Annotated in this window: 17 protein-coding genes and 1 pseudogene; 10 read left to right on the plus strand and 8 right to left on the minus strand. The window is 45.3% G+C overall.

Annotation, left to right across the window (positions count from 1 at the left end; genetic code table 11):
- Positions 1 to 57: 57 nt before the first annotated feature.
- From CWO27_RS18805 to CWO27_RS18830, 6 genes are all read right to left on the minus strand, one after another.
- The gene (locus tag CWO27_RS18805; RefSeq protein WP_102478416.1) at positions 58 to 1,242 is read right to left on the minus strand and encodes a M24 family metallopeptidase; all 1,185 of its coding nucleotides are present in this window, start codon (positions 1,240 to 1,242) and stop codon (positions 58 to 60) included.
- Between the two features lie 37 nt (positions 1,243 to 1,279).
- Positions 1,280 to 2,623 carry a TRAP transporter large permease gene (locus CWO27_RS18810; RefSeq protein ID WP_102478417.1) on the minus strand — a complete coding sequence of 448 codons (1,344 nt, stop codon included), beginning with the start codon at positions 2,621 to 2,623 and terminating at the stop codon, positions 1,280 to 1,282.
- Entirely contained in the window at positions 2,620 to 3,162 is a 543-nt protein-coding gene (locus CWO27_RS18815; RefSeq protein WP_102432478.1) for a TRAP transporter small permease, read from the minus strand. The genes CWO27_RS18810 and CWO27_RS18815 overlap by 4 nt, the downstream gene beginning before the upstream one ends.
- Before the next feature lie 121 nt (positions 3,163 to 3,283).
- On the minus strand, positions 3,284 to 4,327 hold the full coding sequence (locus tag CWO27_RS18820; protein ID WP_102432479.1) for a TRAP transporter substrate-binding protein: 1,044 nt from the start codon (positions 4,325 to 4,327) through the stop codon (positions 3,284 to 3,286).
- 217 nt (positions 4,328 to 4,544) lie between these two features.
- Positions 4,545 to 5,756 carry a M20 aminoacylase family protein gene (locus CWO27_RS18825; protein ID WP_107899373.1) on the minus strand — a complete coding sequence of 404 codons (1,212 nt, stop codon included), beginning with the start codon at positions 5,754 to 5,756 and terminating at the stop codon, positions 4,545 to 4,547.
- Between the two features lie 101 nt (positions 5,757 to 5,857).
- Positions 5,858 to 6,652, minus strand: a complete 795-nt coding sequence (locus CWO27_RS18830; RefSeq protein ID WP_102478420.1) for a maleate cis-trans isomerase family protein — start codon at positions 6,650 to 6,652, stop codon at positions 5,858 to 5,860.
- Between the two features lie 310 nt (positions 6,653 to 6,962).
- Here CWO27_RS18830 and CWO27_RS18835 point away from each other — a divergent pair, with 310 nt between their 5' ends.
- Positions 6,963 to 7,454 (plus strand): Lrp/AsnC family transcriptional regulator, encoded by a 492-nt coding sequence (locus CWO27_RS18835; protein ID WP_102478422.1) that lies wholly within the window; start codon positions 6,963 to 6,965, stop codon positions 7,452 to 7,454.
- A 173-nt stretch (positions 7,455 to 7,627) separates the two neighbouring features.
- On the opposite strand, the gene CWO27_RS18840 is transcribed toward CWO27_RS18835, so the two are convergent.
- Both CWO27_RS18840 and CWO27_RS18845 read right to left on the minus strand, forming a co-directional pair.
- Positions 7,628 to 8,827: a diaminopropionate ammonia-lyase gene (locus tag CWO27_RS18840; protein WP_102478421.1), complete on the minus strand. Its 1,200-nt coding sequence runs from the start codon at positions 8,825 to 8,827 to the stop codon at positions 7,628 to 7,630.
- A gap of 315 nt (positions 8,828 to 9,142) precedes the next feature.
- Positions 9,143 to 10,252, minus strand: coding sequence for an alpha/beta hydrolase (locus CWO27_RS18845; RefSeq protein WP_102432483.1), 1,110 nt, complete (start codon positions 10,250 to 10,252; stop codon positions 9,143 to 9,145).
- 278 nt (positions 10,253 to 10,530) lie between these two features.
- Between CWO27_RS18845 and CWO27_RS18850 the strand changes: the two genes are divergently transcribed.
- The 9 genes and pseudogenes from CWO27_RS18850 to CWO27_RS18890 form a co-directional block, all read left to right on the plus strand.
- Positions 10,531 to 11,235: a response regulator gene (locus CWO27_RS18850; protein ID WP_107899374.1), complete on the plus strand. Its 705-nt coding sequence runs from the start codon at positions 10,531 to 10,533 to the stop codon at positions 11,233 to 11,235.
- Positions 11,236 to 11,271: 36 nt separating this feature from the next.
- Positions 11,272 to 12,591 (plus strand): sensor histidine kinase, encoded by a 1,320-nt coding sequence (locus CWO27_RS18855; RefSeq protein ID WP_107899375.1) that lies wholly within the window; start codon positions 11,272 to 11,274, stop codon positions 12,589 to 12,591.
- Between the two features lie 99 nt (positions 12,592 to 12,690).
- Complete coding sequence (locus CWO27_RS18860; RefSeq protein ID WP_048664464.1) at positions 12,691 to 12,966, plus strand: hypothetical protein; 276 nt, start codon at positions 12,691 to 12,693, stop codon at positions 12,964 to 12,966.
- Positions 12,967 to 13,529: 563 nt separating this feature from the next.
- Positions 13,530 to 15,914 carry a M4 family metallopeptidase gene (locus CWO27_RS18865; protein ID WP_107899376.1) on the plus strand — a complete coding sequence of 795 codons (2,385 nt, stop codon included), beginning with the start codon at positions 13,530 to 13,532 and terminating at the stop codon, positions 15,912 to 15,914.
- Between the two features lie 143 nt (positions 15,915 to 16,057).
- Entirely contained in the window at positions 16,058 to 17,614 is a 1,557-nt protein-coding gene (locus CWO27_RS18870) for a M28 family metallopeptidase (RefSeq protein WP_107899377.1), read from the plus strand.
- Positions 17,615 to 18,319: 705 nt separating this feature from the next.
- The gene (locus tag CWO27_RS18875; protein WP_102433006.1) at positions 18,320 to 20,212 is read left to right on the plus strand and encodes a methyl-accepting chemotaxis protein; all 1,893 of its coding nucleotides are present in this window, start codon (positions 18,320 to 18,322) and stop codon (positions 20,210 to 20,212) included.
- 217 nt (positions 20,213 to 20,429) lie between these two features.
- On the plus strand, positions 20,430 to 23,027 hold the full coding sequence (locus CWO27_RS18880; RefSeq protein WP_107899378.1) for a hypothetical protein: 2,598 nt from the start codon (positions 20,430 to 20,432) through the stop codon (positions 23,025 to 23,027).
- A gap of 12 nt (positions 23,028 to 23,039) precedes the next feature.
- Entirely contained in the window at positions 23,040 to 23,693 is a 654-nt protein-coding gene (locus CWO27_RS18885; protein WP_258185209.1) for an ADP-ribosyltransferase, read from the plus strand.
- Positions 23,657 to 24,172, plus strand: a pseudogene (locus tag CWO27_RS18890) (ADP-ribosyltransferase); the annotation flags it as partial. The gene CWO27_RS18885 and the pseudogene CWO27_RS18890, both read left to right, overlap by 37 nt.
- Positions 24,173 to 24,466 lie beyond the last annotated feature (294 nt).

Genomic DNA, 24,466 nt, shown 5'->3' on the forward strand with positions numbered 1-24,466 from the left:
AAATAGCGGTCTTAATTTGGGATGAATAGAAGGGTTAACAAAGTAACTAACTGTGGTTTATTCGCCGATAATCGGCATAGACTGCCAGGCTCTTTGGTGCAACATTTCACAACCAGATTCGGTAATAACGATGTTCTCCTCGTGTACCATCATACGGTTTTTCGCAAATGCCATGCCCGGCTCAAGTGTTAACACCATACCCGGTTTTAAGATCACATCACCGTTAGGCACATGTGATGGCCACTCTGTAAGCTGCATACCTAAACCATGCCCCATACGACCCACATCGTTGCCGAGTGCGCCGTTCTTTTCGAGTACCGACCACATAGCTTGCCACACGTCTCCAGTGGTGCGTCCCGGTTCAGCAATCGCGAGCCCCGCTTCTGTCGATTGATAAACGGCATCGTAAGCCGCAATGGTGTCAGGTGCTGCGTGACCAAAGGCATAATTACGGTCAAAGTCGCTAAAGTAGCCATCAAAGTTAGCCCCCGTATCGATGATCAACACGTCACCTTCACTGAGTACACGGTCGGTTGGTCCCATAATAATGTTGTCATACCCACCTTGGCCGGACGCGGAAATAAGATAAGGACACGCATCGGCACCCAAACGTAACATCTCTAAATGCATCGCTTTACACGCCTGTCGTTCTGTCATGCCTATCGCTAAATGGTGACGAAGATATTCAAAGCCCGCCGCCGTCACTTGACAAGCAAAGCGTACTTTATCGATCTCAGCTTGAGACTTAACACTACGTAAGTCTCGAATCATCAGTGACACATCAACCACGTTGTGTTGGCTCAGCTTCTGCTGTAACAACGCATAGTTGGTAGCAGGCATACGCAGATGTGTTTCAGGGCCAATCATCGAACCGATTCTACGAGAACTCTTGGAGACCTCAGATAGCGTAGAAGCTAACAAAGAGATACCGTCATCTTCAGGCCTTGGTGACGGCCAACTGCGCACGTCGTCAATCCATGTTTCTTCAAAGCCAGCGACACCGATCTCTGGCACTACCGCTATGGGCTTACCAACCGCAGGCACGACCAAAAACCAAGGTCGAGTTGGGCTTTCCCAAAACTGCGATTTAAAGCCACTGAAATAACGGAATTCAGGCTCGGTCGTGAAAAACGCAGCATCGATGTTTTGCGCGCGAAGACGTTGTTGCAACTCGACAGTACGTTGCTCTAGTTCTGCTGATTCAAACCCTCTCTGCGGAGGTGTTAATGGCAATATACTCATATCTCTATCCTTGATTGAATAAGGGTAACTCGACGGATTAATTGAATAAAACATCTCTTGGTAGCAGAGCGATACTTGGAAAGAAAATCAGCAAAGCAGACATCAATATCAAAATAAGGAAAAACGGTAATGCCCCACGGATCACTTCCATGTAAGGCCGCTCGAAAATCGCGATAGCTGTAAAGATGTCACAACCAAATGGAGGTGTTGCCGACCCAATGGCCATTTGCAGCGTTACCATCACACCGACCAAGATTGGATCGATACCTGCGGCATTAACAATCGGCATGAAAATCGGTGTCAAGATCAGCAAGACCACTAACGAATCCACAAACATACAGCCGACAAAGAAAGTCAGTGCGATGACAAACAGAATGTATTCAGGTGAGGCGTCCTCTAGATTAAGAGGAGCTAGCAACTCCTGAGGAATTTGTTCAAACGAGATATACCAAGAGAACGCCTGACCGACACCCACAAGCACAAACACAACCGCGGTAATCAAGCCGGTATTTAGCGCTGCATCACAGATGTCTTTTACGCCAAGTTTGCGATAAAAAATGCACTCAACGATGATTGCATACAACACGGCAAATGAGGCTGCTTCGGTAGGAGTGACCACACCAGAATAAATACCACCGATGATCAAAGCGGGGAAACCAAGAGGAAGAATCGCTTTCTTTATCGCTTCAATACGTTCTGCGGTGTTGGCTTTTTCAACCAAAGAGATGGTGTCACTGTGTTTCACGCTGTAGGCATAGCTGTATAACGAGAACAGGCTAGCGAGCACTAAGCCCGGACCAATACCAGCAATAAACAACTCCCCTACACTGGCGTTGGCTAAGGTGCCGTAAAGAATTAAGCCGATACTCGGCGGAATAAGAAACGCGATGTCACTGGCATTGATGATCAGCGCCATCACAAAGCTGTCTTTGTAGCCTGCTTGCAACAACTTCGGACGCATGATCTGGCCAACCGACACCACGGTCGCTTGGGTCGAACCGGAAACAGAACCAAATAAGGTACAGCTGATACACGTAGTAATCGGCAAACCGCCACGCAGATGTCCTACAAAAGCTTGAATCAGACCCAGTAGGTTATACGCCGTGTGACCACGCGTCATAATATCCGCAGCCAAGATGAACATCGGCACCGCAATCAGAGCGTTCGGCGAGATACCCGTAACCATCTGCTGAATCAGCACTCCCGGCTCAACCTGAGAGAAATGAATCAAACCAATCAACGCCCCAACCGCTAATGGCACAATCATAGGGAAGCTCAAAAACAGCAAAATCACCATCACAGAGACAAGAGTAAATGTGATGACATAAATATCTAATTCGCCGGCAATAATGTCCGAGAAAAACTGTGCAACATCGCTCATTCGAACTCACCTACTTTTGTATTTCTATTTTCAATCACGTCAAATGACACGTAAATCTCTTTATGCAGTAAGTTCATCAAGAAACTCATGCTGTATTGCAATCCCGCGATAAAAAATCCGATCGGAATGATCGCGTACACCCAATACACAGGGAACTGTAAGGCTGGACTTAACCGGTTGATATCTTTCAGCTCTTTAACGTAAAAGAACGCATGGTAGGTGAGATAAAACATCAGCATTGCTGTTAATAACGCAATGATGGTTGTGAGAATTTTCTGAGCTTTCGTGCTCAATGAATCGTAGACCGCTGTCATACGAATATTTCGACCTTGGCGCACCGCATAAGCGAAGCCGACGAAGGTAACAGAGACAATCAGAAACTGATTGAGCTCTTCCGAAAAAAATAGGCTTTTATTGAAGGCGTAACGACCAATCGCATTGGCCGTAGAGTTGATCATCATCGCGAGAATGGCAGTCATGATCAAAAAGCGCTCTAGCTTTTCTGTCGCGACACTTATTTTATGTAGCAGTTCTTTCATAACAGGCAGTGCTCCATACTTCGTTCAGTGACACGAGTCCATTGCCACTATTTGGAGAAGGTTGGGATAAGCTATCCGCTGACACATATCAACGGATAACTATCATCCTTACTAACGCTTTCTATTGCGTTGCTGAAGCAGCCTTCACTTCACCTAGGATCTCTTCGAGAATGGTTTTCGCACCCTCACGAGCTTCGCTTTTCTGACCCGCCGGGTAAGCATTCGCCACTACGTCGTAGTATGTCGTGTGCAGCTTCTGGCTTAGCGTTTTAAAGCGCTCACGCTCTTCATCCGTCAACACAACCACTTGCATGTTTGGACGCTCTTTCAAGATCTTGTCCATGTTCTCTTTGTTGATGCGGATCTGATAGTCGTAAGCCGCTTGATCTGCCGCTTTGATTGCTTTGTCGACCATTGCTTGCTTCTCTTCAGACAAAGCGTTGTACCACTTACTGTTGGTCGAAACGGTACTCACATAAGGTTGCTGACCTGGGAACATTAAGTAGTCTTGAACCTCATGCCACTTTGCGTTGTAGATGAAGTAGATAGGGTTAACCATGCTATCAATGGTCTTTAGTTGCAGTGAACCGTACACTTCACCCCAAGAAAGAGGGGTAGGTGTTGCACCAAACGCTTTGTAGGTTTCAACAGGAATGGTTGAAGTGAAAGTACGGATTTTCTGGTTCGCAAAATCTTCAGGAGTACGGATAGGTTTATTACCGCCCCAAACCATTTCGCCTTCGGACATCATCGACAATAGCTTGAGGTTTACACTCTCAAACTTCGGTGCCAATTTGTTGTAGATGGTTGGGCTTTCCGTTAACACCTTATGGGTGATTTCTTCATTGGTACCCAGTACATAAGGCAAGCTCACTGCCTGAACTTCAGGAACATAAGATCCTAAGTGACCCGCTCCTACAGATACGAATTGAATCGTGCCTTTAGCAGCCAATTCTACGATGTCGTTTTCTGTCCCTAGTTGACCGTAGTAATAGATGCGGACACGGATGTCGCCATCAGATTCCTTCTTAATCACTTCCGCAAATTTTTGCGCATAGATGTCTTGAACGTCTGTTTTGTCCTCTTCTGAAGCAAACTTCCATGTTTCGGCATGAACGCCAAAAACCATGCTCAAACTTAGCAGTGCTACGCCTAATCGTTTCATCCTGTCTTTCCTTTTATTATCCTAATTACACGTTGATGACCTTGGTCACTTCACGCGCTTCAGTTTTGGCAGTGTCGACAATAAACTCCGTTTAAAGTCTGCCATCTTGCAGTGCCAAATGCGTCACTGCTGAATCCGTGTCTCTACTTATCGCTTCTAATTGAGTTGTTACTTCTAATTGAGCTGCTTTTAATTCATTGTTTCTAAATAAGTGTTTCTAAATTGATCTTGTTAAACGGTCGTTCACCAACTGAACCCAGTAACTCGCACCGAGCTTTAAGATGCCGTCATTAAAGTCATATTCAGGGTTGTGCAATGCGCAGCCACCGACCGATTCTGTACCATTACCCAACAGCACATAACAGCCCGGTTTAACACGAAGCATGCTTGAGAAATCTTCCGAAATAGTCAGCGGGTCGCAGGCGTCATTAACGTTCTCTACGCCAAGCACTTTCTGCGCGGCGGCAACCGAGTATTGGGTTTGTTGCTCACTATTGATGGTTGGGTAGAAGGTATTGATGAACTCGAAATCGTAAGTAGCGCCCGCAGCCTGACAAATGCCAGCCACAATCCTCTCCATACTTTGTTTGATTCGATCGAGAGAAGACTCAGTGAAGCAGCGGCAGTCACCTTTAATGGTTACTTGGGTCGGGATAACGTTAACCGTGCCATCGGTAATAAACTCGGTCGCAGAGACTACAGCCGTGTCGTGGATCGCACTAAGGTTGCGAGATACTATGGTTTGCAGACCAAGAATGACTTGCGAACCGACGACTAAAGGATCAACACCTTGATGCGGCAGAGCAGCATGCCCACCCACACCATTGATGGTGATCTCAAAGCTACTTTCACTGGCCATTAATGATCCGAGGCGAACCATCAACTTACCTTCCGCTAAACCGGGGAAGTTATGAACTCCATACACTTCATCAATCGAGAATCGCTTAAATAAGCCATCATCAATCATCGCTTGCGCGCCACAACCGTGCTCTTCATCGGGTTGAAAAATGAAATACACAGTGCCATCGAAGGTTGGGTTCCCTGCCAATAGGTTTTCTGCCAAATAGCTTGCAGCGCCGAGCAGCATTGCGGAGTGTCCATCGTGCCCACAAGCGTGCATTTTTCCATCGTGTTGTGAGCAGTGTGCGAAGTTATTTTGTTCGTGAATATGTAGCGCATCCATATCAGCTCTCAGACCAATGCTCGCTTCACTCGATCCTGAACGAAGTATCCCAACTAATCCTGTTTTACCGATGTTACGCACCACTTCGATACCAAAGCTATGTAACTTATCGGCGATGAAATCGGAGGTCAGATTCACGTCAAAGCCACACTCAGGGAAACGGTGTAAATGTTGACGCCACTCCGTCATGCTTTGAATAAGCTGCGAAGACAGTTGGTCTGGTTTGATCGAGAAAGTAGAAGGCATAGTAGTAGTCCCAAAGTGTCATTCTTTGTATTAACGTAAAATGTAGAGTTAGCTTGACTGCTGAATGTAAACACGAAACGAGCAGCTTTAATCGAAGGTTGTTACAACGACTGCGACCTTCGGTGATTATCTGAGGTTGGCTCAAGATGGTGCTCTAGCAGTGCACCGAAACCTTTTATGGGTATGGGGTAGTTCATCAACTGAAGCGAATGCCAAGCCAATACCTGATTGCTGCTAACAACGGGCTTATCTAATTCCACTTCAATGGATTCAATCACCGATGCTGCACGCAGTGCCGTGCAAGAGATAAAAAGAAGATCCGCTTCAGGATCGCAAACTTGTAGTGCGGCACTTTTAATGTCCATTGGGTCAATGAACGTCATCGCGGTGTCATCTTCAAAGCCAAAGCCAGCAATGCTCAATACCTCAATGCCTTGCGATTCAAAAAATGCTGCGACGTCTTGATTCACGGCTTCGGTATAAGGCGTTAATACCGAGATACGCTTCGACTTAAAGCAGTCGAAAGCCGCTAAGGCCGCAGTCACCGGATTCGTTACTGCTGCATTTGGGCAAGATTGATGAATAAGCTGGGTAATTCGTTCGCTGCCAATCGCTACGGTGCCGGAAGTACAAGCGTAAATCACCACATCCAATTCGGTACCCGGAAGGATGGTATCAGCGCAAGCAGCGATTCCTGGCTCCATCTTTCGCAGGTTCTCTATCGTCAAAGGATTATAGTTTCGAACTCGGCTGGTGAACGACTGTACATCGTCTGGAAACAACGTGTTTAAATCACGCTCAATATTGAAATCTGTCGCTAACGCAATCACACCGACGCGTCCTGCTGGTGCCAATTTTTCTAATTCAAACTGTAAAGTAGCGGTTGCAGATTTCATACTTTCCGACTCCTTGAGCTGCCAATATCAACACTTAACAAATGTTAACAACATGTATCATATAAACTTCAAACTCTGTGATTTTGAACTTTACATTTCGTTCACAAGGTTAATAATGCACCGACAACTTTAAGGATTATCATTAAACGAATACCTTATTGTGCGGGAATTCCGCATTTTTATTGCGTTATAGTGATTTTTTGTTCTCAATCCTCTGTGATTAATTGTTGGAGCCAAATACCTTTAACTCGATCACACACTGGCAAAAAAGAAACAAATAATTTACAAATTGACACTGGGAAGTATGGGTATGACACAACAGCCTGCATTGGTGGTCGACAGTTTCGACAAGAAGATCCTCAACATCGTACAAGACTCAAATAGAGCAACATCAGACAAGATTGCAGAGAAGGTCGGGCTCTCTCCTGCTGCCGTTCAGCGCCGTTTAAAACGCATGAGAGCACAAGGGGTAATTCAGTCTGATGTCTCGGTGATTAACCCAAAAGCGGTCGGTCACGGAATGACGTTTATCGTTCAGGTAACACTTGAACGTGAACGTGTGGATTTGATGCATAACTTCAAAAAAGAGATGAGTTCGAACCGTTCTGTGCAGCAATGCTATTACGTCACAGGCAGCTCTGATTTTATCTTAATCGTCACGGCTGCAGATATGGAGGGGTACGATAATTTTACTCGTGAGGCCTTCTTCGATAATGCCAATATCAAAAGCTTTCAAACCAATGTGGTGATGGATAACGTCAAGGTCGGGCTGACTATTCCGATTGATGAGCAGCGCGATTAGAAAGCAAGACGTGTCATGAGATGAAGTCAAAAAGAGAGAAAAAAAGACGGTATGAAGAAACCTTACATACCGCCAACTTTGGGGCTTACTTTATTATTCGTTGTTCGCGATTAGCTATTAATTGCTAACTGCTAACTGCTAACTGCTAACTGCTAACTATGAGCTTTTCGTTATTAGATTTTGTTGTCGATGATTTGTTGGTAGAGATCCGGGTCAGTTGCCCCTTCAGTACCAATGACTAGCACTCGGCTGTCTTGAGTTAAATCCAGTTTTTCAGCGAAATTCGGCTCTTGCTTAGCGATGATCGCTGCGGCAAACCCTGGAACGGCAGATTCGCCCCCTTCTATCGCCGCTTCCGTCTGCTCGCCACTTGCCAACATGCGCATCGCTTGTGGGATCGCCTCTTCACTCAGCGTCATGAAATCATCGGCGCCATTTTGGAGAATCGTCCATGCCAAGCTCGAAACCTCACCACAGGCAAGCCCAGCCATCAGTGTCTCTAGATCGCCGGTAACTACAACGGGCTTGCCCGCTTGAGCACTCTTCTGCAAACAGTTGGCCTGCTCAGGTTCTACGATTACAAAACGTGGACGCTCAGCGCCCCACAAATCCCAGAAGTAACCACAGACGGCTGATGCCAAACCACCTACACCGCCTTGTACGAAAACATGTGTTGGGATTTCACCATCCAATTGCTCGACAATTTCAGCCAACATCACTGTGTAGCCAAGTGCCACATCCTTCGGGATTTCCATGTAACCTTCATAAGAGGTGTCCGACACAATCACGCGGTTTTTCGCTTTGGCTTCAGAATCAGCCAAACGAACCGATTCATCGTAATTACCTGTAATGCGAACTACTTCTGCACCGAACGCTTCCATCGCTTGTTTGCGCCCTTCAGACACATCGCGGTGAATATAAATCACACAACCACAACCAAACATCTGAGCGCCCCATGCCACTGAACGGCCATGGTTTCCGTCAGTTGCACAACTCACAACGATCTCAGCAACTTCTGATTTCCATTCACCGTTGAGCAGCTCACTGATGGTCGGATTCTTCCCATAGCGATTAGCGATTTCAATCTGAAGCTGACGAGCCACCGCATAAGCGCCGCCCAGAGCTTTAAAACTCTTTAAGCTAAAACGCTGCGATTCATCTTTATACCAAAACTTGTTTACGCCGATCTCAGCAGAGATAGCATTCAGTTCATGCAAAGGAGTCACAGAGTAACCTGGCCATTGAGAAATATCTTTAATAGCCTGTTGAGAGTTCGCGACACTTAAAATGTCACGCTGCTCACTTGAGTATTCCAATTCACGGCGTGCTTGGGGATTAGCGTAGTGTGTCAGAGTGCCTGCCAGTAACTGCATAAATGATCGTCCTTATTAGTCATTCACATGCTCCTTACATCGTTAGATTATAGAAACCTATTGGCCAGTAAGGTTGCGGATAATAAATACTATCGTCAAAAAAGTGCTGTGATTGTGCTTTCTAAAAACCAAATCTGCAGAAATTAGTTGTTACTTAGCGAATAAATGCGGTTTTTACTCACATCCATGTTTTCTCGTTGAATTCATGAGCATTACAAGCGGTACCGCCTTCAATTCCAGAACAAAAAAGGCTGGTGATGACAAAGCACAACCAACCTTTCAACATACACACCTAATTTTTAATGCGAGTCAAAGCTACTCAATACGTGTAATGAAGCCGTATTTATCTGAGTCGGCCTTTGTCACCCAGTGTTCACCAGAAGCCGGAGCAGAATCTAAAGTGAAGATATAAAAATCGATTCCTTTGTCTCCCATCACCTTTTTGAAATAGGTCGCTTGTTGGCGATGACTTTCGTTGGTGTATGGGAATTCTTTAGCCGTTTTATCACCCTCAGCCCAACTGTGCACACCCACCTGTTTATTCAGCTCAATAGCTTTGGTGGTATCAGCGCGTTGCAAAACTCGTGGATTACCTGCAGCAAACAGGTCCGTGCCGCCAGAGAACACCGAACCCGTAGGCGTTACGATCGTCGTCATCTTGTTATTGTGGATCATGCGACCGGTGTACATATTGATATCGTCGTCGGCACTTCCACCAATATGGTTGGTAAACTTCAACGTCATCTCACTGCCTTGATACAATTTCACGATATCAAAAAGCTGAGAATAAGTTGATGCGCCTAGAGTGGAAGTAATACGATCAACAGCCCCAGTCTCGTTGAGCACATCGCGGTAAAAGGCATTGAAAGCAAATGAAGTGGTGATGGTGACCTTATTACCATTTTTGGTGTTACTCAGAATCGTCGAACCCAAGCTCGTCACGTATTGCGACAACTCATTTTGGTACTCAAGCTCAACTGCTTTTGCACTGTTCGCTGTTGTTTGGATTAACGTGGTCTCATTAGAAACAGAGCGGAGCGGGGCGCCGCAATCAAACACGTCCAAACCCTTGCTCTCTGTGTAGATACCGCAGCTATCAAACCCTGCATCAGGAAAATACAGATCAACACTTTGACCTAAACGGCTCGCAAGCCTTACTACTTTTTGCTTATCACTAATATCTTCAGCAAATTGAATTTGGTCATACTGGACACCGTCATAGGTCAGTTTCATTGACTCTTGAAGCTCTTCTCGTTCTTGATACAACTTGCCTAATTTCACTGACGAAAATACGTAATCCGCCTTAGGTTTCACTTGTGCTTTAGTCGCCGCGTTACCTGCCGATTTACCCGAGTTGGAGCTTGAATTACACCCAGCTAAAATAATCAAGGGCAGTGCCAGTAACGTTTTTCTATAGTTATTCATGCGTCATTCCCAAAATGTTTAATTGGAAAATTCTATTATTTAGCGCTGAATTTATCTGTCGTGAGAATGTATGAGAATGTCGAACCTATTTGAACAATGTTTTTTATTTTCCTATAAATGCCAATTCATCATTGAACTAACTTATAAAGTGTTTAATCATTCGCATTAGGTATTTTACGTAAGGCCTGTAAATTGGGTGTACCACAATTACTAGCTACTCAAAAAGACTCCCTCACGTAATCTCGATAAATGAAACGCACGATAAGGCTGAGAATGGAATGACAAAACCTAAAATGATCATCGTAGAAGACGATTTGAAACTTCAGCGAATGCTAAAGGATTACTTTGTTACGCAGGACTTTGAAGTCTCCACACTAGATGATGGCAGTAACGCCGTGCAAACCATTCTTGCCGAACAGCCTGATATCGTGTTGTTGGATTTAATGCTCCCTGTAACCGATGGACTGACAATATGCCGACAGACGCGCACCCTCTTTAAAGGTAAGATTTTAATGCTCACCGCCAGCGATGATGATTTCGACCACGTCGCAGGCTTAGAGACAGGGGCTGATGACTATGTCACCAAGCCAATCAAACCAAGAGTTCTGCTGGCAAGGGTTCGTTCGCTGTTACGCCGCCAAGACACCAGTACCGCTTCAGTCGATGACTCAGACACTCTTCAGTTTGATCAACTCGTTCTGAAAAACACTTATAAGAAGTGTGAGCTTTCAGGTGCGGTTTTATCACTCACTGACAGTGAGTTTGACCTACTTTGGTTATTGGCAAGCAACCCAGATACGCCGTTATCTCGTGACTACTTGACGCAAACATTGCGCGGGATTGAGTACGACGGAATAGACCGGACGATTGACAACAAGGTTGTACGTCTAAGGAAGATTTTGGGCGACGACCACACACCAGCAGAGAAAATTCAGACCATTCGCGGTAAGGGCTACTTGTTTGTTTCAACCGCCTGGCATTAACTTCGCTCACTACGAGCGTAATGAAAGAGAACGATTATGCGACGTATCTTTTTGGAGTCCTTAATAGGGCTGTTAGTTTGCTTCATGAGCGGTATTGTCGCTTACGAAATCTGTGTCTATCAGCTCAATACTGACTACGAATATGTTCTGCAAGATTATGAAGCCACAGCCCACCAGCAACTCATAGAGAACATCGCAAAAAATCAGGGGCTTGAAGCGGCTCACCAAGCAATGAACCAGTTTGTCGAAACCACTCGAAATAAACTGATTACGTTCAATCCAAAAGATGAAATACCAAGCCCTGTTTCAGAGTTCTTCTCGACCAACCCAAATACCTTTATCTTCCACGATGATGAGCGTGATCTTTGGTTTCGCTTAGCAAGCAGTGACAATACCTATCATTACCTACCCAACAGTGAAGCGTTCGTTAGGCAAAAAATAGAATTGGAAGATGACCTCATTTGGTTGTTCTTTTTAGCAAGCTTTATCCTGTATGGCGTATGCCACCTATTTATCATCTTCCGCCGAGTTAAGAAGCTTGAATCGGCGACGCTAGCCTTTGCTGAAGGGGATCTCTCCTCGCGAGCCGAGACCTCAAGCGGCATTGCAATCGGCTCACTCAATAAGTCTTTCAACCTAATGGCCGACCGCATTCACCGGTTAATTGAGAGCAATCGTTCACTCACCAATGCGGTCGCTCATGAACTGCGCACGCCGATATTCCGGATCCAATGGCAAGCTGAAATGCTTAAAGACACACCGCTCAACGAATCTCAGCAAGAGGCTGTAGAAAGCATTGTGGAAGATACGGAAGAGATGGAGAAGATGGTCGACGAGCTATTGTGTTACGCCAAGCTGGATAGCTGCGACCTCGAAAATTTGCAGCAACCTGTCGAGATACATGACTTTCTTGGCCACGCAATGACGCGTTGGAACAAAGATACAGAGCTCAACATCAACCTATCACTGCCAGAGCAACCATACGAGATTCTTGCGGATGAGATACTGCTGAACCGCGCCCTAGATAACCTCGTACGCAACGCCATGAAATTCGCACGATCTCAAGTGTTAATTGAAGCCAGCACGTATCAAGAACAACTGCAGATTGCAGTACATGATGATGGTGATGGTGTGACTCAAGAGCATCAGGCTCGTTTGTTTGAACCGTTTTACGTAGGCGATAAAGCACGTAACAAAGCCAAGAGTGGCCATGGTTTAGGATTGTCTATCGTCGAGAAGATCTGCGCTCAACACAACGCAACCGTGGAGGTAGGTCAAAGCCAAACCTTAAAGGGTGCGGTATTCACCATAACCATTCAGCTATGTAATGGTTCGACTGACAAACCCATACAGTAACTACGAAACACCTCTGGAATAATGTTCAACATCGGTCGGGAGATACTGTCTCCCATGAACCTATTGAACCTAAACTCCAATCATTCTTAAGGTGTGTTCATGAAAAAGTTATTAGTTATTTTGGGTATTGTCTCTCTTGCAGGTTGTTCAGGTATTAGCCACAACGATGAAGTTTACACAGCGCACGCTGAGAGCTTTAACATTGTCGGTTTCCAAGTTCCAGGTAATACTCAAGACCGCGCAATGGAATTAGTGCCTGAAGGTGCAACTGTTGATACGATTCGCTCAACAAACTCTGATACGAGCTCTGTTCTGGGTATCATCAACCGTATTATCGGTATCGACTACGTTCAAGTTGGCGGTAAAAAGCAGTAATTAGCTTTAGTTACAAACCATAGTTAAGTGTCTTCGTTACGTACCTTTAATCAGTAGCCTGTACAAACTAAGTTAATCTAAGCCAGTGACCCGTCGCTGGCTTTTTTCATCCAGCAGATTTTGTGCTCTGTGCCAAAGAAGTGCCCAATCCCCCTTCCCTCTTGTAACTAACAATTCGAAAAATAAGCCTAAAAATCTTCAAATTCTTATCAAAACTGCCCTTAAATCGCTTAATAACCTTCAGGCTAAAATGACACCTTCAAATCGTTGATCCTTCTATCAGCTCGGAACACCTTAACTGAGGCACAGATCAATTTACTCGAAAAGCTTAATTTCCAGCAGAAATTAACACTTAATAAAAGTGTCACAATTTTATAAATAAAACATATGGGTGCGTTCAAAAATAAACAGAAACGATAACTATCTGTAAATACGAAAAATATAAGTTTCATGAATAAAAGAGATCATTGCCATGCTACTAATTAATCGGATCGAATGATGTAAATTCGCTGTGAGAATTTTGTTAAGTTTTCTTGGACTTTACATGGAAAGAGAAAATAACAATGAAAATAAGAAAGCGTTTAGTTGCCGTTGCTATAGCCAGTGCTATGTCTTTATCAGTGCATGCAAATGAATCGGTTCAGATTGATCAACCGATCAACTTTACTAACTTTTCTGGGTTGAACACCCAGTTAGGTGTTAGCAATGCTTCTAGCTTCAAGATGGTTAAAGAAGTGAACCTGAAAAAGCGTGGCATCTACAAAGTTAAGATCCAGCAAAACATCTGGGGAACGCCAGTATGGGGGCACTACCTAAATGCAACCCAAAGTGTCCAAGGTGGCGCACTTAAGTCTGTTCAAGGCAACTACCTTAAAACGACGACCCTAGAGCGATCGTTTGTTAAACCATCGATCAACAGCTCTCAAGCCGTTGAGCTTGCGAGTAAAGATCTCAAGGTTCAGGGCTTAACCAGCAAATCTTTAGACAACGTACAACATCAGCTGTTTATTTATCAGGGCGCATCTAAGCAAGGAGCTGATAAACAAGGCATTAGCTCACAAGGTGTAGATAAAACACGCCTAGTCTACGTTGTCTCTTATCTTGTCGAAGGCAGCGAACAGCCAACTCGACCATTCACCATGCTAGACGCACACACCGGCGAAGTTATCGACCGTTGGGAAGGTATTGCTCACGCACAGATCGGTACAGGCCCTGGTGGTAACGAGAAAACAGGCATGTACGAGTACGGTACCGACTACCACTACCTTGATGTGGTAGAAAACGGCACAGAGTGTGTGATGGAATCGGAAAATGTCGTTACCGTTGACCTAAATGGCGCGACAGACGGCGACACCACTTATAGCTACGAATGTCCTCGTAACGAACATAAAGAAGTGAACGGAGCCTTCTCTCCACTCAACGATGCGCACTACTTCGGTAACATCGTGTTCGATATGTATAAGAACTGGTTCGACACAGCGCCGCTCTCTTTCAAACTCATGATGCGTGTTCACTACGGTAACAACTACGAGAACGCATTCTGGGATGGCAAGGCAATGACATTCGGAGATGGTGAAAGCTTCTTCTACCCACTTGTAAGTCTAGATGTGTCAGCGCACGAAGTGAGCCACGGTTTCACTGAGCAAAACTCAGGTTTGGTTTACGCAAACCAATCCGGTGGTATGAACGAAGCTTTCTCTGATATGGCAGGTGAAGCGGCAGAATACTACATGAAAGGTACCAACGACTGGATGGTCGGCCGTAATATATTTAAAGGCGACGGGGCTCTGCGTTACATGGACGATCCATCACGCGATGGTTCTTCAATCAATAATGCATCCGAGTACTACGATGGCTTGAATGTTCACTACAGCTCTGGTGTGTTTAACAAAGCCTTCTACCATCTTGCAACCACGCAAGGTTGGGATACCAAAAAAGCATTCGAGCTTTTCGTGTTATCCAACCAAATTTACTGGTCGGAAAATAGTGACTTCTGGCAGGGTGCTTGTGGCGTGAAAAACTCAGCAAACGACCTTGGCTACAATGCCGATGACGTTGTTTCTGCGTTCGGTCTGGTGGGTGTTACCCCATGTGCAGAGCCACCACTGCCGCCAGAACCCGAATATCAACGCCTTGAAAACGGTGTTGAAGCTGCGGTTGCTGGTGAAACCGGCTCAAAAACTTACTTCGATATCGAAGTACCAGAAGGCCAAGACAAGCTAACGATTGATCTTGCTGTGTCTACTGGTGATCCGGATATGTATGTCGGTCTAGATTATGCGCCAAGCTCTCAAGAGAATATCTGTAAGAGTGAAAGCGTAACCGATGAAGTATGTGTAATTGAAAACCCAACAGCTGGTCGCTACACGGTGAACATTCTGGGTTACTCAGATTACGCAGGTGCAAACCTGAAAGCATCGTACGAATCAGGCAACGCTAACGTACCGCCAGTCTCTTCTTTCGAACACACCATTGTCGGCAAAGAAGTAGAGCTGCGTAGCACAAGTTCGGACAGCGATGGCCAGATCGTTTCTTACCAATGGAACCTAGGCGATGGCAACACGCAAACCGGTGAAGTGACTCGTTATACCTACGCTGAAGCTGGCGACTACGTGGTGACTCTAACCGTGACTGACGATGCAGGCGTTGCAACATCGACAAGCAAGTCGATCACGATTGAAGGTGACTCAGCACAAGGCTTCCCGCTAAAACTGAAGTTTGGTAACAAAAACCCGAACGGTAAGGCTCGCGTTAAGCTGGCATGGGATTACGACACCAATGACTACTTCGTGATTAAGCGTAATGGCAAGAATGTTGGTGCTACAGACTTTAACTCATACGTCGACAAGTTCCGTCACAACGGCACAGTAGATGTTGAGTACCAAGTGTGTACCTCAAGCGATATCTGTTCAGAAACCAAGCACTACCGTTTCATTAAAACACAGTAATCAATAGCAAATTCAGGGCTCCGAAAGGGGCCCTTTTCGCGGTTAACTGTTCAGCAAATGAAACATCTACACAAAAACATCCACGCACTAAACAAAATTCACACCCATCAACACAACAATACTCACTATAAAAAGGACGACAAATGGCTATTCAAAAAAGCATGCTAGCTTTGGCTGTGCTCGGAGGCTCTTTAGCCTTAACCACCAGCACTTCGACTTACGCATCCCTAGGTATCACACCACCAGCGAACGAAGAAGTCTGGATTACCACCGATGCTGACGCACAGCATATAATGACTCAACATGGCGCAACAGTTTACCCAAGCGTGACTGGAAACAAGCATTCCATCGTCGCGAAAATCAACCAGAAAGAGCTGGCGAAACTCTCTAGCCACATGCACGAAGAAACCCACCGTTGTGGTGGCTACATGGTGCACGAAGACAAAGCAAGCGCACTCAAAGCGGCAGCTATGCCACTGACCATGAGCAGCTTCGAAAAGCCAGTTATCAGCCATCAAGATACGGTGAACGACCTACTCGCTCAGGTCGAGCCGAACAACATGGTCACGACCATCGAAAATCTAACCAACTTCACCAACCGTTTTTATACTACTTCTACTGGTGTCGCTGCTTCAGATTGGCTTTTAGAACGTTGGGAGACGGAAATTAAAGATGTGCCTTATGCGTCTGCACGCCAGATCACGCATGCCGAATATCCGCAAAAATCCGTTGAAGTGACACTGCTTGGCGCTAAATATCCTGAAGAGATCGTCGTGGTTGGTGGACACCTTGATTCGACCGTTGGATCTTGGACAAGCGAAGGCACCATCTCACCGGGAGCCGATGATGATGCGTCTGGTATTGCAACGGTAACAGAGTCGCTTCGCCTGATGATCGCCAGTGGTATTCAACCAGACAAAACCATTAAGTTCTATGGTTATGCTGCAGAAGAAGTTGGGCTACGTGGCTCACAAGATGTCGCCAATGCATTAAGAGACGAACAAGCAAACGTTGTATCGGTACTGCAATTAGACATGACCAACTACAACGGTTCAGCACACGATATTACCTTCATCACCGACTACACCGACAGCAACCTAACGGCTTACCTGAGCGAGTTGATTGATACCTACGCGAGCGACATCAGTTACAGTTTCGACCGTTGTGGCTATGCCTGTTCCGATCACGCATCATGGCACAACGTTGGCTACCCAGCAGCTATGCCGTTCGAGAGCATGTTCAACGATTACAACCCTAGCATCCACACGCAGCATGATACGATTGAGAACTCAGATCCAACTGCAACCCATGCCTCGAAGTTCGCTAAATTGGCGATTGCTTATCTCGTTGAAACTAGTCTGGATTCACCTGTTGCAGGTCCAACAGAACTTCAATATGACGTCCCTGTTGAAGGACTATCCGCAGGTTACGGTGAAGAGCAATTTTTTACCCTAACAACGGAAAACGCAGGGCAATTAACCGTAACCATGACAGGCCCTCGCAGTGGCGATGCCGACTTATACGTCAAATATAATGGTGTGGTATCAAAAGCAAACTTTGACTGCCGTCCATATCAGAACAGCAGCAATGAACAATGTGTATTGAACAAACCTGCGGGTGAATTCAGCATCATGGTGCGCGGCTATCGCAACTTCAGCGATGTATCTATCGTCGCTAACTTTATCCCTGATCTTCTCTAGGGCTGACTAGCTAAACTCAAGAATGACATGGCTCACTGCCAAAATAACAAAAAAAACGCAGCTGAACTGGCTGCGTTTTTTGTTAGGGAGACTGAGGAACTTGAGAGCCAATACTATTTTACGAAAATGAGTTAATTTAAGTGTAAATAGAGAGATTCTTTTCACCTAATAATGACCACAAATATATTACGCCTATTTCAATCAGTGAAAACCACTCCCACATATTAACTTAAATAAAAGCTAAAATAGAAAAACCTTAATTAGATACTTCTTTATTAACTCTATTCTCTCCTCTCTATTATGGGAATCAACAACTCAGACCAGTAAGAAAGTTTAAATAAAATTAAACAAACTTTCATTTTATGATTTATTTAAAGTAAACAAATGCCATAACCTTATTTTAATCAAGGGTAATAATCAACAAGCAACCCCATACACACCAAGGCATAAGCAATAAAATCAGCAAGTAAGACCAGTTTAATTCTGGGATATTGGTTCAATAAAAACAAGCACTCAATACACCAAATAAATAAGTAATCAATGCATTTAATAAATATTGCATATATTAATTAGATGTATATTATTCACAAATAAACCAAGCTTATACGTGAATTTTATAAGTGTTATATTATTTAAAGTTCGGACATTCGCCTGAATTATAAGAAATCTTAAAAATAATCAACACTACTTATATTGGAACAAGTTATGAGTGCTAAACTAAAAATAATGCTTTCTATTATGGGGCTAACAGTCATGTTAATCATGACGACAAGCTTTTTAAGCTGGAAGAATTTCGAGACTTCGTCGACCGTAAGTTATAAAAAACAGTTGGGATATAAATCTCAACTTATCGCAGATACTATCGGACAGAAAATTAATCGCTACTTTGATATTTTGAAAGTAGTGAGCAATGAGCTGTCTTTCGATGAGCGTGGTCAAGTCGACACATCACGAGCAATCACAACGCTCCATAGTGCCATGAGCTCAACCAAAGTTACTAACATCTACTTTTCTCTAGCGGATGGCACTTCCTACTCGTCAAAAACCAATGGCATCATCGAAAACTTTAATGCCAAAACCAAACAACGTGAATGGTTTTTGAAAGCAATGAGTGGCGAGGACAAAATCATTACTCGTCCTTACCTGGCGTCAACCGGTGACCAAGTAATGTCTCTAGCAACGCCTATCTACAAACAAGGCAAGATTGTCGGCGTTGCTGCTCTAAACATCCTGGTTGAAGACCTGACCAGATTCACCGAGCAACTCACCACAAATAATAAAATCTTCGTCACTCGTGAAGATGGCTTTATCTTAGCCGCACAAAACCCGTCTTTAATAGGGAAAAGTATCTTCAACGAGATCCCAGCTTTTGCGAACAGAGACACCACGCGAGAAGAGAGCTTCGAGTACGTTTATCAGAATACGGAGTTCTTGGCAGCAGGCGCTAAAATCAACGATCTTGGTTGGAGTGTATGGGCGTGGGATAAAGAGACCAATGTTAATCAGGACTCAAAAGATAACCTAACTGAAACTCTGATCACCTCTTTGACGCTACTGCTTATTTGCGCGGGTTGCGTGTACTACGTTGTTGAAGTTTTGGTTTACCGCCCACTCGGTGGAGAGCCAAGTGAAATAGAAGCGACCGTAGCTAAAGTGGCCTCTGGTGACTTTACCGCAATCAAACAACAACAGGGCAAAGCGATTGGTATCAATGCTGCAGTTAACGATATGGTCAATGAGCTGAGCACCACAATTGAGACCATCCGTAACTCATCGAACGACCTGTTTACCTTTGCAGAAGGCATAACCAACGCAGCCGACAGCGTGAATGCCAGTTCTGCCTCGCAAATGGAACAGCTAGAGCAAACTTCGACGGCAATGAACGAAATGTCGGTCGCTGTAGATGAAGTCGCACAAAACGCTCATCGAGCTTCAGAAGCGGCGATGCAAGCAGCGCAAGAAGCACAGTCCGGCAATCAAACGTTTGATACTGTAAATCACAGTATTGTGAGCCTCTCTCAAGGGATTCAAGAAGTTTCCGACGTCATCAACACCGTAGGTGAGAAAACCTCAAGTATTGGCACCGTATTGGACGTGATCAAAGACATTGCAGACCAAACCAACCTGCTTGCCCTTAACGCTGCCATTGAAGCTGCACGAGCTGGTGAGCAAGGCCGTGGTTTCGCGGTTGTTGCTGACGAGGTTCGTAACCTAGCCAACCGCACTCAACAGAGCACCAATGAGATTCAAGAGGTGATTACTTCATTGCAGCATGAAGCCAATAGCTCTATGGATATGATGCAGATGAACCGAGAAGCATCAAATGTCACCATGGAGAATGCGAAACGAGCACAGGCTTCACTCAATGAAATCTCGAGCTCTATCACCGTCATTGAAGACATGAATACACAGATAGCCACAGCGACTGAAGAGCAAACCCTTGTCGCAGGCGAAATCAATCAGAGTATCGTTGACGTCAATGACAAAGCCCGCGAGACACACAACTTGTCGGCATCAAACCAAGAGAAAGCTTCGGAACTTATTGCACTGTCTGAAAAGCTCACGCAAGCAGTCAGTACCTTTAAGCTAAACCGTTAACCTCAACAGCATTTAATAGAAACTGATTAGGGGGAGGCAATTCCCCTAATCACAACGCCAAGGCGAAAACCTCATCTCACTGCCCGGGTGATTTGAGTAAACGATTTCTCGAAGTACCCCTACACAACCTCTAGCTGTCTCTTTTCCATCTCGGCAAGGAGAGGCTTTTTGCTTTCTAAATTAAGCATATAACTTCACTAACAATAAGGATAAACCTATGAAGTTAAAAAAAATAGCACTTATTACTGCTATGATTTCATCCAACGTTAATGCCTTTCAGGTCTGTAACATCGGCGACGAATATAACGTCTTGGACAGCGAAAGCTTTCATCAGATCCGACAGAAAAACTATGATGCCTTCGGTGAAGGTATTACGCCTGAAAACCTTTTTCCATCGGCACCAGAGCACATTGTCGACTTAAAACCCTCTCTCTCTGAAGCCAGTGATGTTTTCCCTGAAACTGCTACCTTGCTAGAAACAGGACCCGCCTCAGCTGTTACGCTAGCACCTGAAGAAGCGGCAAGACTGATGGACACATTAGGCCGCTCAACGACGGGGCTAGCGCAAGGCGCATTAGAAGCTCTGGGACCGATTGGCGACGCGGTTGCCGTTGGACTTTGGGCAAATGAGGTCGCAACTAGCTTCCAAGATGAATCACGTACCTCTTACGATCGATTTGCCACTGTAATGGGACTCGTCGATTGGTTTGGCGTTTTAAAGCTGCCCGCGAGAGAGATCGACCGCCAAATTTTGAGTAGTCGCTGGGATAGAATTGCAGCAGGTAACCATTACAGTTATCACGTTCATGAGGATCTCGTCACCCAGCAAGATTTAAGAGACAAAATTTATTGGGCAGAACTCGCCTCAGATCAGCAAGCGATGTTGAACGCCGTTGCACGAGGCTTTGCCACCGATCTTGCCCTCAAATACCAACAACATTATCAAGAAGTGGTAAAGGCTCAGACCATTATGGCGGAAGAGCTGATCACCGCGGTCGACCACGAGCTCCGCAAGGCCATCTTTAGCCAACTGGCTCTCGACCATAAAGACTCTCGTCTGTTTGCATCAGACATTGCCGCTAGCTGTAACGAGGAAACTCGAGTGCTGGCAGACCTTTATCCTGAGCATGATGCTGAAGAGAGTAATTCCCTACCACCAGCATTACCTTCAAAACGCCAAGCGAACCGCGCACTGGCCAAACTTCAGCATTGTCAGCAGAATCTTCTAGATCAAGCAATTGCCAAACTGAATGAGTTACGAACAGGTCAAATTGAAGGACTTGACCAAGCTGCAGTTCAACAGCTTTATACACGCACACTTGCAGCCAAAACCCAGATCATTGAAACCGCGGACAACCATGTCAATTTGCTCAAGAGTAAGTTGCAAAAAGAGATGTTCACACAAGGTGAAATCGCCGTTGAACGACTATTCCGCTCAGGCTCTGTAGAGACCATGCATAATTTCTTCAAGGGACAAGCCGAGCGCAATGCCATTGACGAAATGACACGCAGTATTCTTGGCCGTCCTGCGACCACACAAGAAATACGCAACAAAGAGATTATTCTCCAAAGCGGCTACAGAAAGTGCGTTCGTATTGGTATTCTCGGAGGAGACCCGAATTTTCGTGGCTGTGTCGAATATGCTTGGATACCGGCAGAAACTCGCCCATTTATTTCATCTGAAGATAACGTGATTGCTCGGATCTCCTCGCCAAGTAAAGAAGCAGTAAAACGCGTGCTTTTCGATTCACTTAGTAACCTAATTGATCATGGCTGGAATGCCGAAGCTGAGGAGCGTTGGTTGGAACAACAGCTGTTGGACTTTTCTGCGCAGCAACGTCTAAAACAGCAAGCCGAATTCGACAAACAACAGGTCTATCACTGGTTACTGGACTCAAGCGCAATGCTTGAAGGTGAATGTGGTGGCGGTAGCGCATGTGCTGGGTGGAGCTTGTCTTACCTTCAAAAAGAGAACCTTTCACGACAAGCGTCGCTGCATTACATCAACAATTGGCACGCAAACTACTCCGGCAAAGGCGCCTATGTGCACTCGAAGCGCTATCAAAAGCTTGGTGGCTTGATTACCGCTGCGCTAGAGAGCGAGTGGCAAGCTAAGAGAGCTGTCGAATTTTATAGCTTCACTTACCCAGGTAGCATTGATCTTCAAAAAAATGCACCACTAATTTATTCCGCACTGAAATCATCCTCACTGGATCTTGCTCATCTGGAAGGCAACACGCTGCAACTCGCGAAAGGGATCGTAAAAACTCGTCTTGCTGAAGCGATCAGTGTCTCCGACAGCAACGGTGTTGAGTGGCTACATTCACAAGTGGGCCAATTCCAGCGCTATACATCGATCATCCATTCTCAGCATATCTCTACTGGGCACTACGCCTCTGGGGAAGGTGAAGTCACCGCTCTGTTTTCAGAGATGCTGCCTGCTCACCTTATGCGCTACCTGATTTCAGACATCATCCCTGATAGCTACGATGCGCGCATTGAGCGCTCTATCGATGCCATCTTTAACCCAACGTCTGAACTCAATCAAAAGCTCGATAAGTTAAGCAATACAAACGAAAACTTTACCTATAAACCGGGCCGTAGCTGCATGATTTACTACCCATACCTTAAGAGCGCACTGCTTGATGTTGCGGCTGATGATGACCTGTATTGGATTTCGCCTATCTCAGAATGGTACGACGCCGTCACTCGACAACAACTCAATATGTTTGGTGCTCTGAAGTATGCCGTCATCAATCAGAACACTTTCGGCATTCCATGTGATTTAAGCCCTAACAGCTACCAATACCAATAAAGGGCGGACACTATGAATACTCGACTTTTATTACTGCTCTGTTGTCTGAGCTTTACTGCCTTCTCTCAACCGTTTGATGCGATCAAACAGCCAAACCGTTCAGAGGAAGAGGTCACCCAGCTGGCAGAAGACTTCAAAGACTGGTCAAAGGCTTCCAATGGTTGGCGCTACTCCTTCATAACTGCCAATGAAAAGGAAGCTGTGGAAGACTTTTCAATTTCCGGCTATCAGACCGCTAATGACTACCTAAGAGCAACTGACACCTCAACATGGGGTGTCGCGGGGGCGGATGCGAGGCAGTACATTCGCACGGTTAAATCGGCTATCAACAAGCTGCCAAAATACAAAGGGACCGCCTATCGAGGGACTTGGGTAAAACTATCTCTGCTTAACAAGCTCGAAGAGGGGGACGTGTTGGTCGAGCCAGCATTTACTTCAACCTCTACTCTCCCAGAAGTTACTAAGCGCTTTTCGGTAGTGCATCCCAACTCCCCACAAAGGCTCAAGCGGGTGCTGTTTGAAGTAAAGATCAATCAAGGGGGTCACACCATTGCAGGGCTTTCGGAATACAGCAAAGAAGCAGAGGTTCTGTTTGCGCCAAATGCACACTTTCGAATCACCCAGATAGAGAAGGATATTTGTCTGAAATGTTTGGTCGCACATTAAAGTCGCGAGTCTTTCATATGCGAAATGTCATGAATAAACTTCCTAACTACAAAGGTACGGTTTATCGTGGATCATCCATCAAGAACGCACTACTCGATAAGCTCAACGTGGGTGATATTCTGCATGAGAAAGCATTTTTGTCGACATCGACTCTACCAAGTGTCGCCAAGAACTTTTCTTCAGCCGGTGTTTATGAAGGTGCTTCTGCTGCTCAATTCAAAATTGAACTCAAGTCGGCAGGTCGCGCCATTAACGCGTATACGTTCAAACCAGATGAAGCAGAAATACTCGCGAAGCCAAACACCTACTTTCGAGTAGAAGCAATTGAGCGAGTCTCACCGAACAAAAACTACATCAAGATGCGTGAAGTAAAGAACCCTGCTCGATACCTAAAAGCGGAGCCTGATATCCACATCTATGACAGTTACAGCGGTGAAGAAGTAGCACTTCGAAGTCGTAGCTCACTCTATTGCCTGTAGTGTATCGTGCACACGATTTTGTAGGCGGCTGATAAAAAAGACCATCATCAAGATGTAATGCCGATCAGTTAAGAAATTTGTGAGATCATTTGACCGATCCTCAAAAGGCTTCAAAATCCGATATTAGGAAACTAATATCGGATTTTTTTATGTCTTTAGAAAGCCAACTTGCCAATACTTTTCGGTCATGTAATACCTTCCATCACTTTGATAAATACTCTGACATCCTTAGTCCAGAGCTTATCCAACAAGGCTTTGAGCAAGCTGGCGTAGCAACCGTTAGAAGAAGGCGGT

It is taken from the genome of Vibrio sp. 10N.286.51.C3 (genome assembly GCF_003050065.1).
In the GTDB taxonomy this organism is placed as follows: domain Bacteria; phylum Pseudomonadota; class Gammaproteobacteria; order Enterobacterales; family Vibrionaceae; genus Vibrio; species Vibrio crassostreae.

Bases quoted from the DNA above. Each gene is read 5' to 3' on its own strand.
- CWO27_RS18805 (WP_102478416.1), bottom strand. From the start codon at position 1,242: ATGAGTATATTGCCATTAACACCTCCGCAGAGAGGGTTTGAATCAGCA.
- CWO27_RS18810 (WP_102478417.1), bottom strand. From the start codon at position 2,623: ATGAGCGATGTTGCACAGTTTTTCTCGGACATTATTGCCGGCGAATTA.
- CWO27_RS18815 (WP_102432478.1), bottom strand. From the start codon at position 3,162: ATGAAAGAACTGCTACATAAAATAAGTGTCGCGACAGAAAAGCTAGAG.
- CWO27_RS18820 (WP_102432479.1), bottom strand. From the start codon at position 4,327: ATGAAACGATTAGGCGTAGCACTGCTAAGTTTGAGCATGGTTTTTGGC.
- CWO27_RS18825 (WP_107899373.1), bottom strand. From the start codon at position 5,756: ATGCCTTCTACTTTCTCGATCAAACCAGACCAACTGTCTTCGCAGCTT.
- CWO27_RS18830 (WP_102478420.1), bottom strand. From the start codon at position 6,652: ATGAAATCTGCAACCGCTACTTTACAGTTTGAATTAGAAAAATTGGCA.
- CWO27_RS18835 (WP_102478422.1), top strand. From the start codon at position 6,963: ATGACACAACAGCCTGCATTGGTGGTCGACAGTTTCGACAAGAAGATC.
- CWO27_RS18840 (WP_102478421.1), bottom strand. From the start codon at position 8,827: ATGCAGTTACTGGCAGGCACTCTGACACACTACGCTAATCCCCAAGCA.
- CWO27_RS18845 (WP_102432483.1), bottom strand. From the start codon at position 10,252: ATGAATAACTATAGAAAAACGTTACTGGCACTGCCCTTGATTATTTTA.
- CWO27_RS18850 (WP_107899374.1), top strand. From the start codon at position 10,531: ATGACAAAACCTAAAATGATCATCGTAGAAGACGATTTGAAACTTCAG.
- CWO27_RS18855 (WP_107899375.1), top strand. From the start codon at position 11,272: ATGCGACGTATCTTTTTGGAGTCCTTAATAGGGCTGTTAGTTTGCTTC.
- CWO27_RS18860 (WP_048664464.1), top strand. From the start codon at position 12,691: ATGAAAAAGTTATTAGTTATTTTGGGTATTGTCTCTCTTGCAGGTTGT.
- CWO27_RS18865 (WP_107899376.1), top strand. From the start codon at position 13,530: ATGAAAATAAGAAAGCGTTTAGTTGCCGTTGCTATAGCCAGTGCTATG.
- CWO27_RS18870 (WP_107899377.1), top strand. From the start codon at position 16,058: ATGGCTATTCAAAAAAGCATGCTAGCTTTGGCTGTGCTCGGAGGCTCT.
- CWO27_RS18875 (WP_102433006.1), top strand. From the start codon at position 18,320: ATGAGTGCTAAACTAAAAATAATGCTTTCTATTATGGGGCTAACAGTC.
- CWO27_RS18880 (WP_107899378.1), top strand. From the start codon at position 20,430: ATGAAGTTAAAAAAAATAGCACTTATTACTGCTATGATTTCATCCAAC.
- CWO27_RS18885 (WP_258185209.1), top strand. From the start codon at position 23,040: ATGAATACTCGACTTTTATTACTGCTCTGTTGTCTGAGCTTTACTGCC.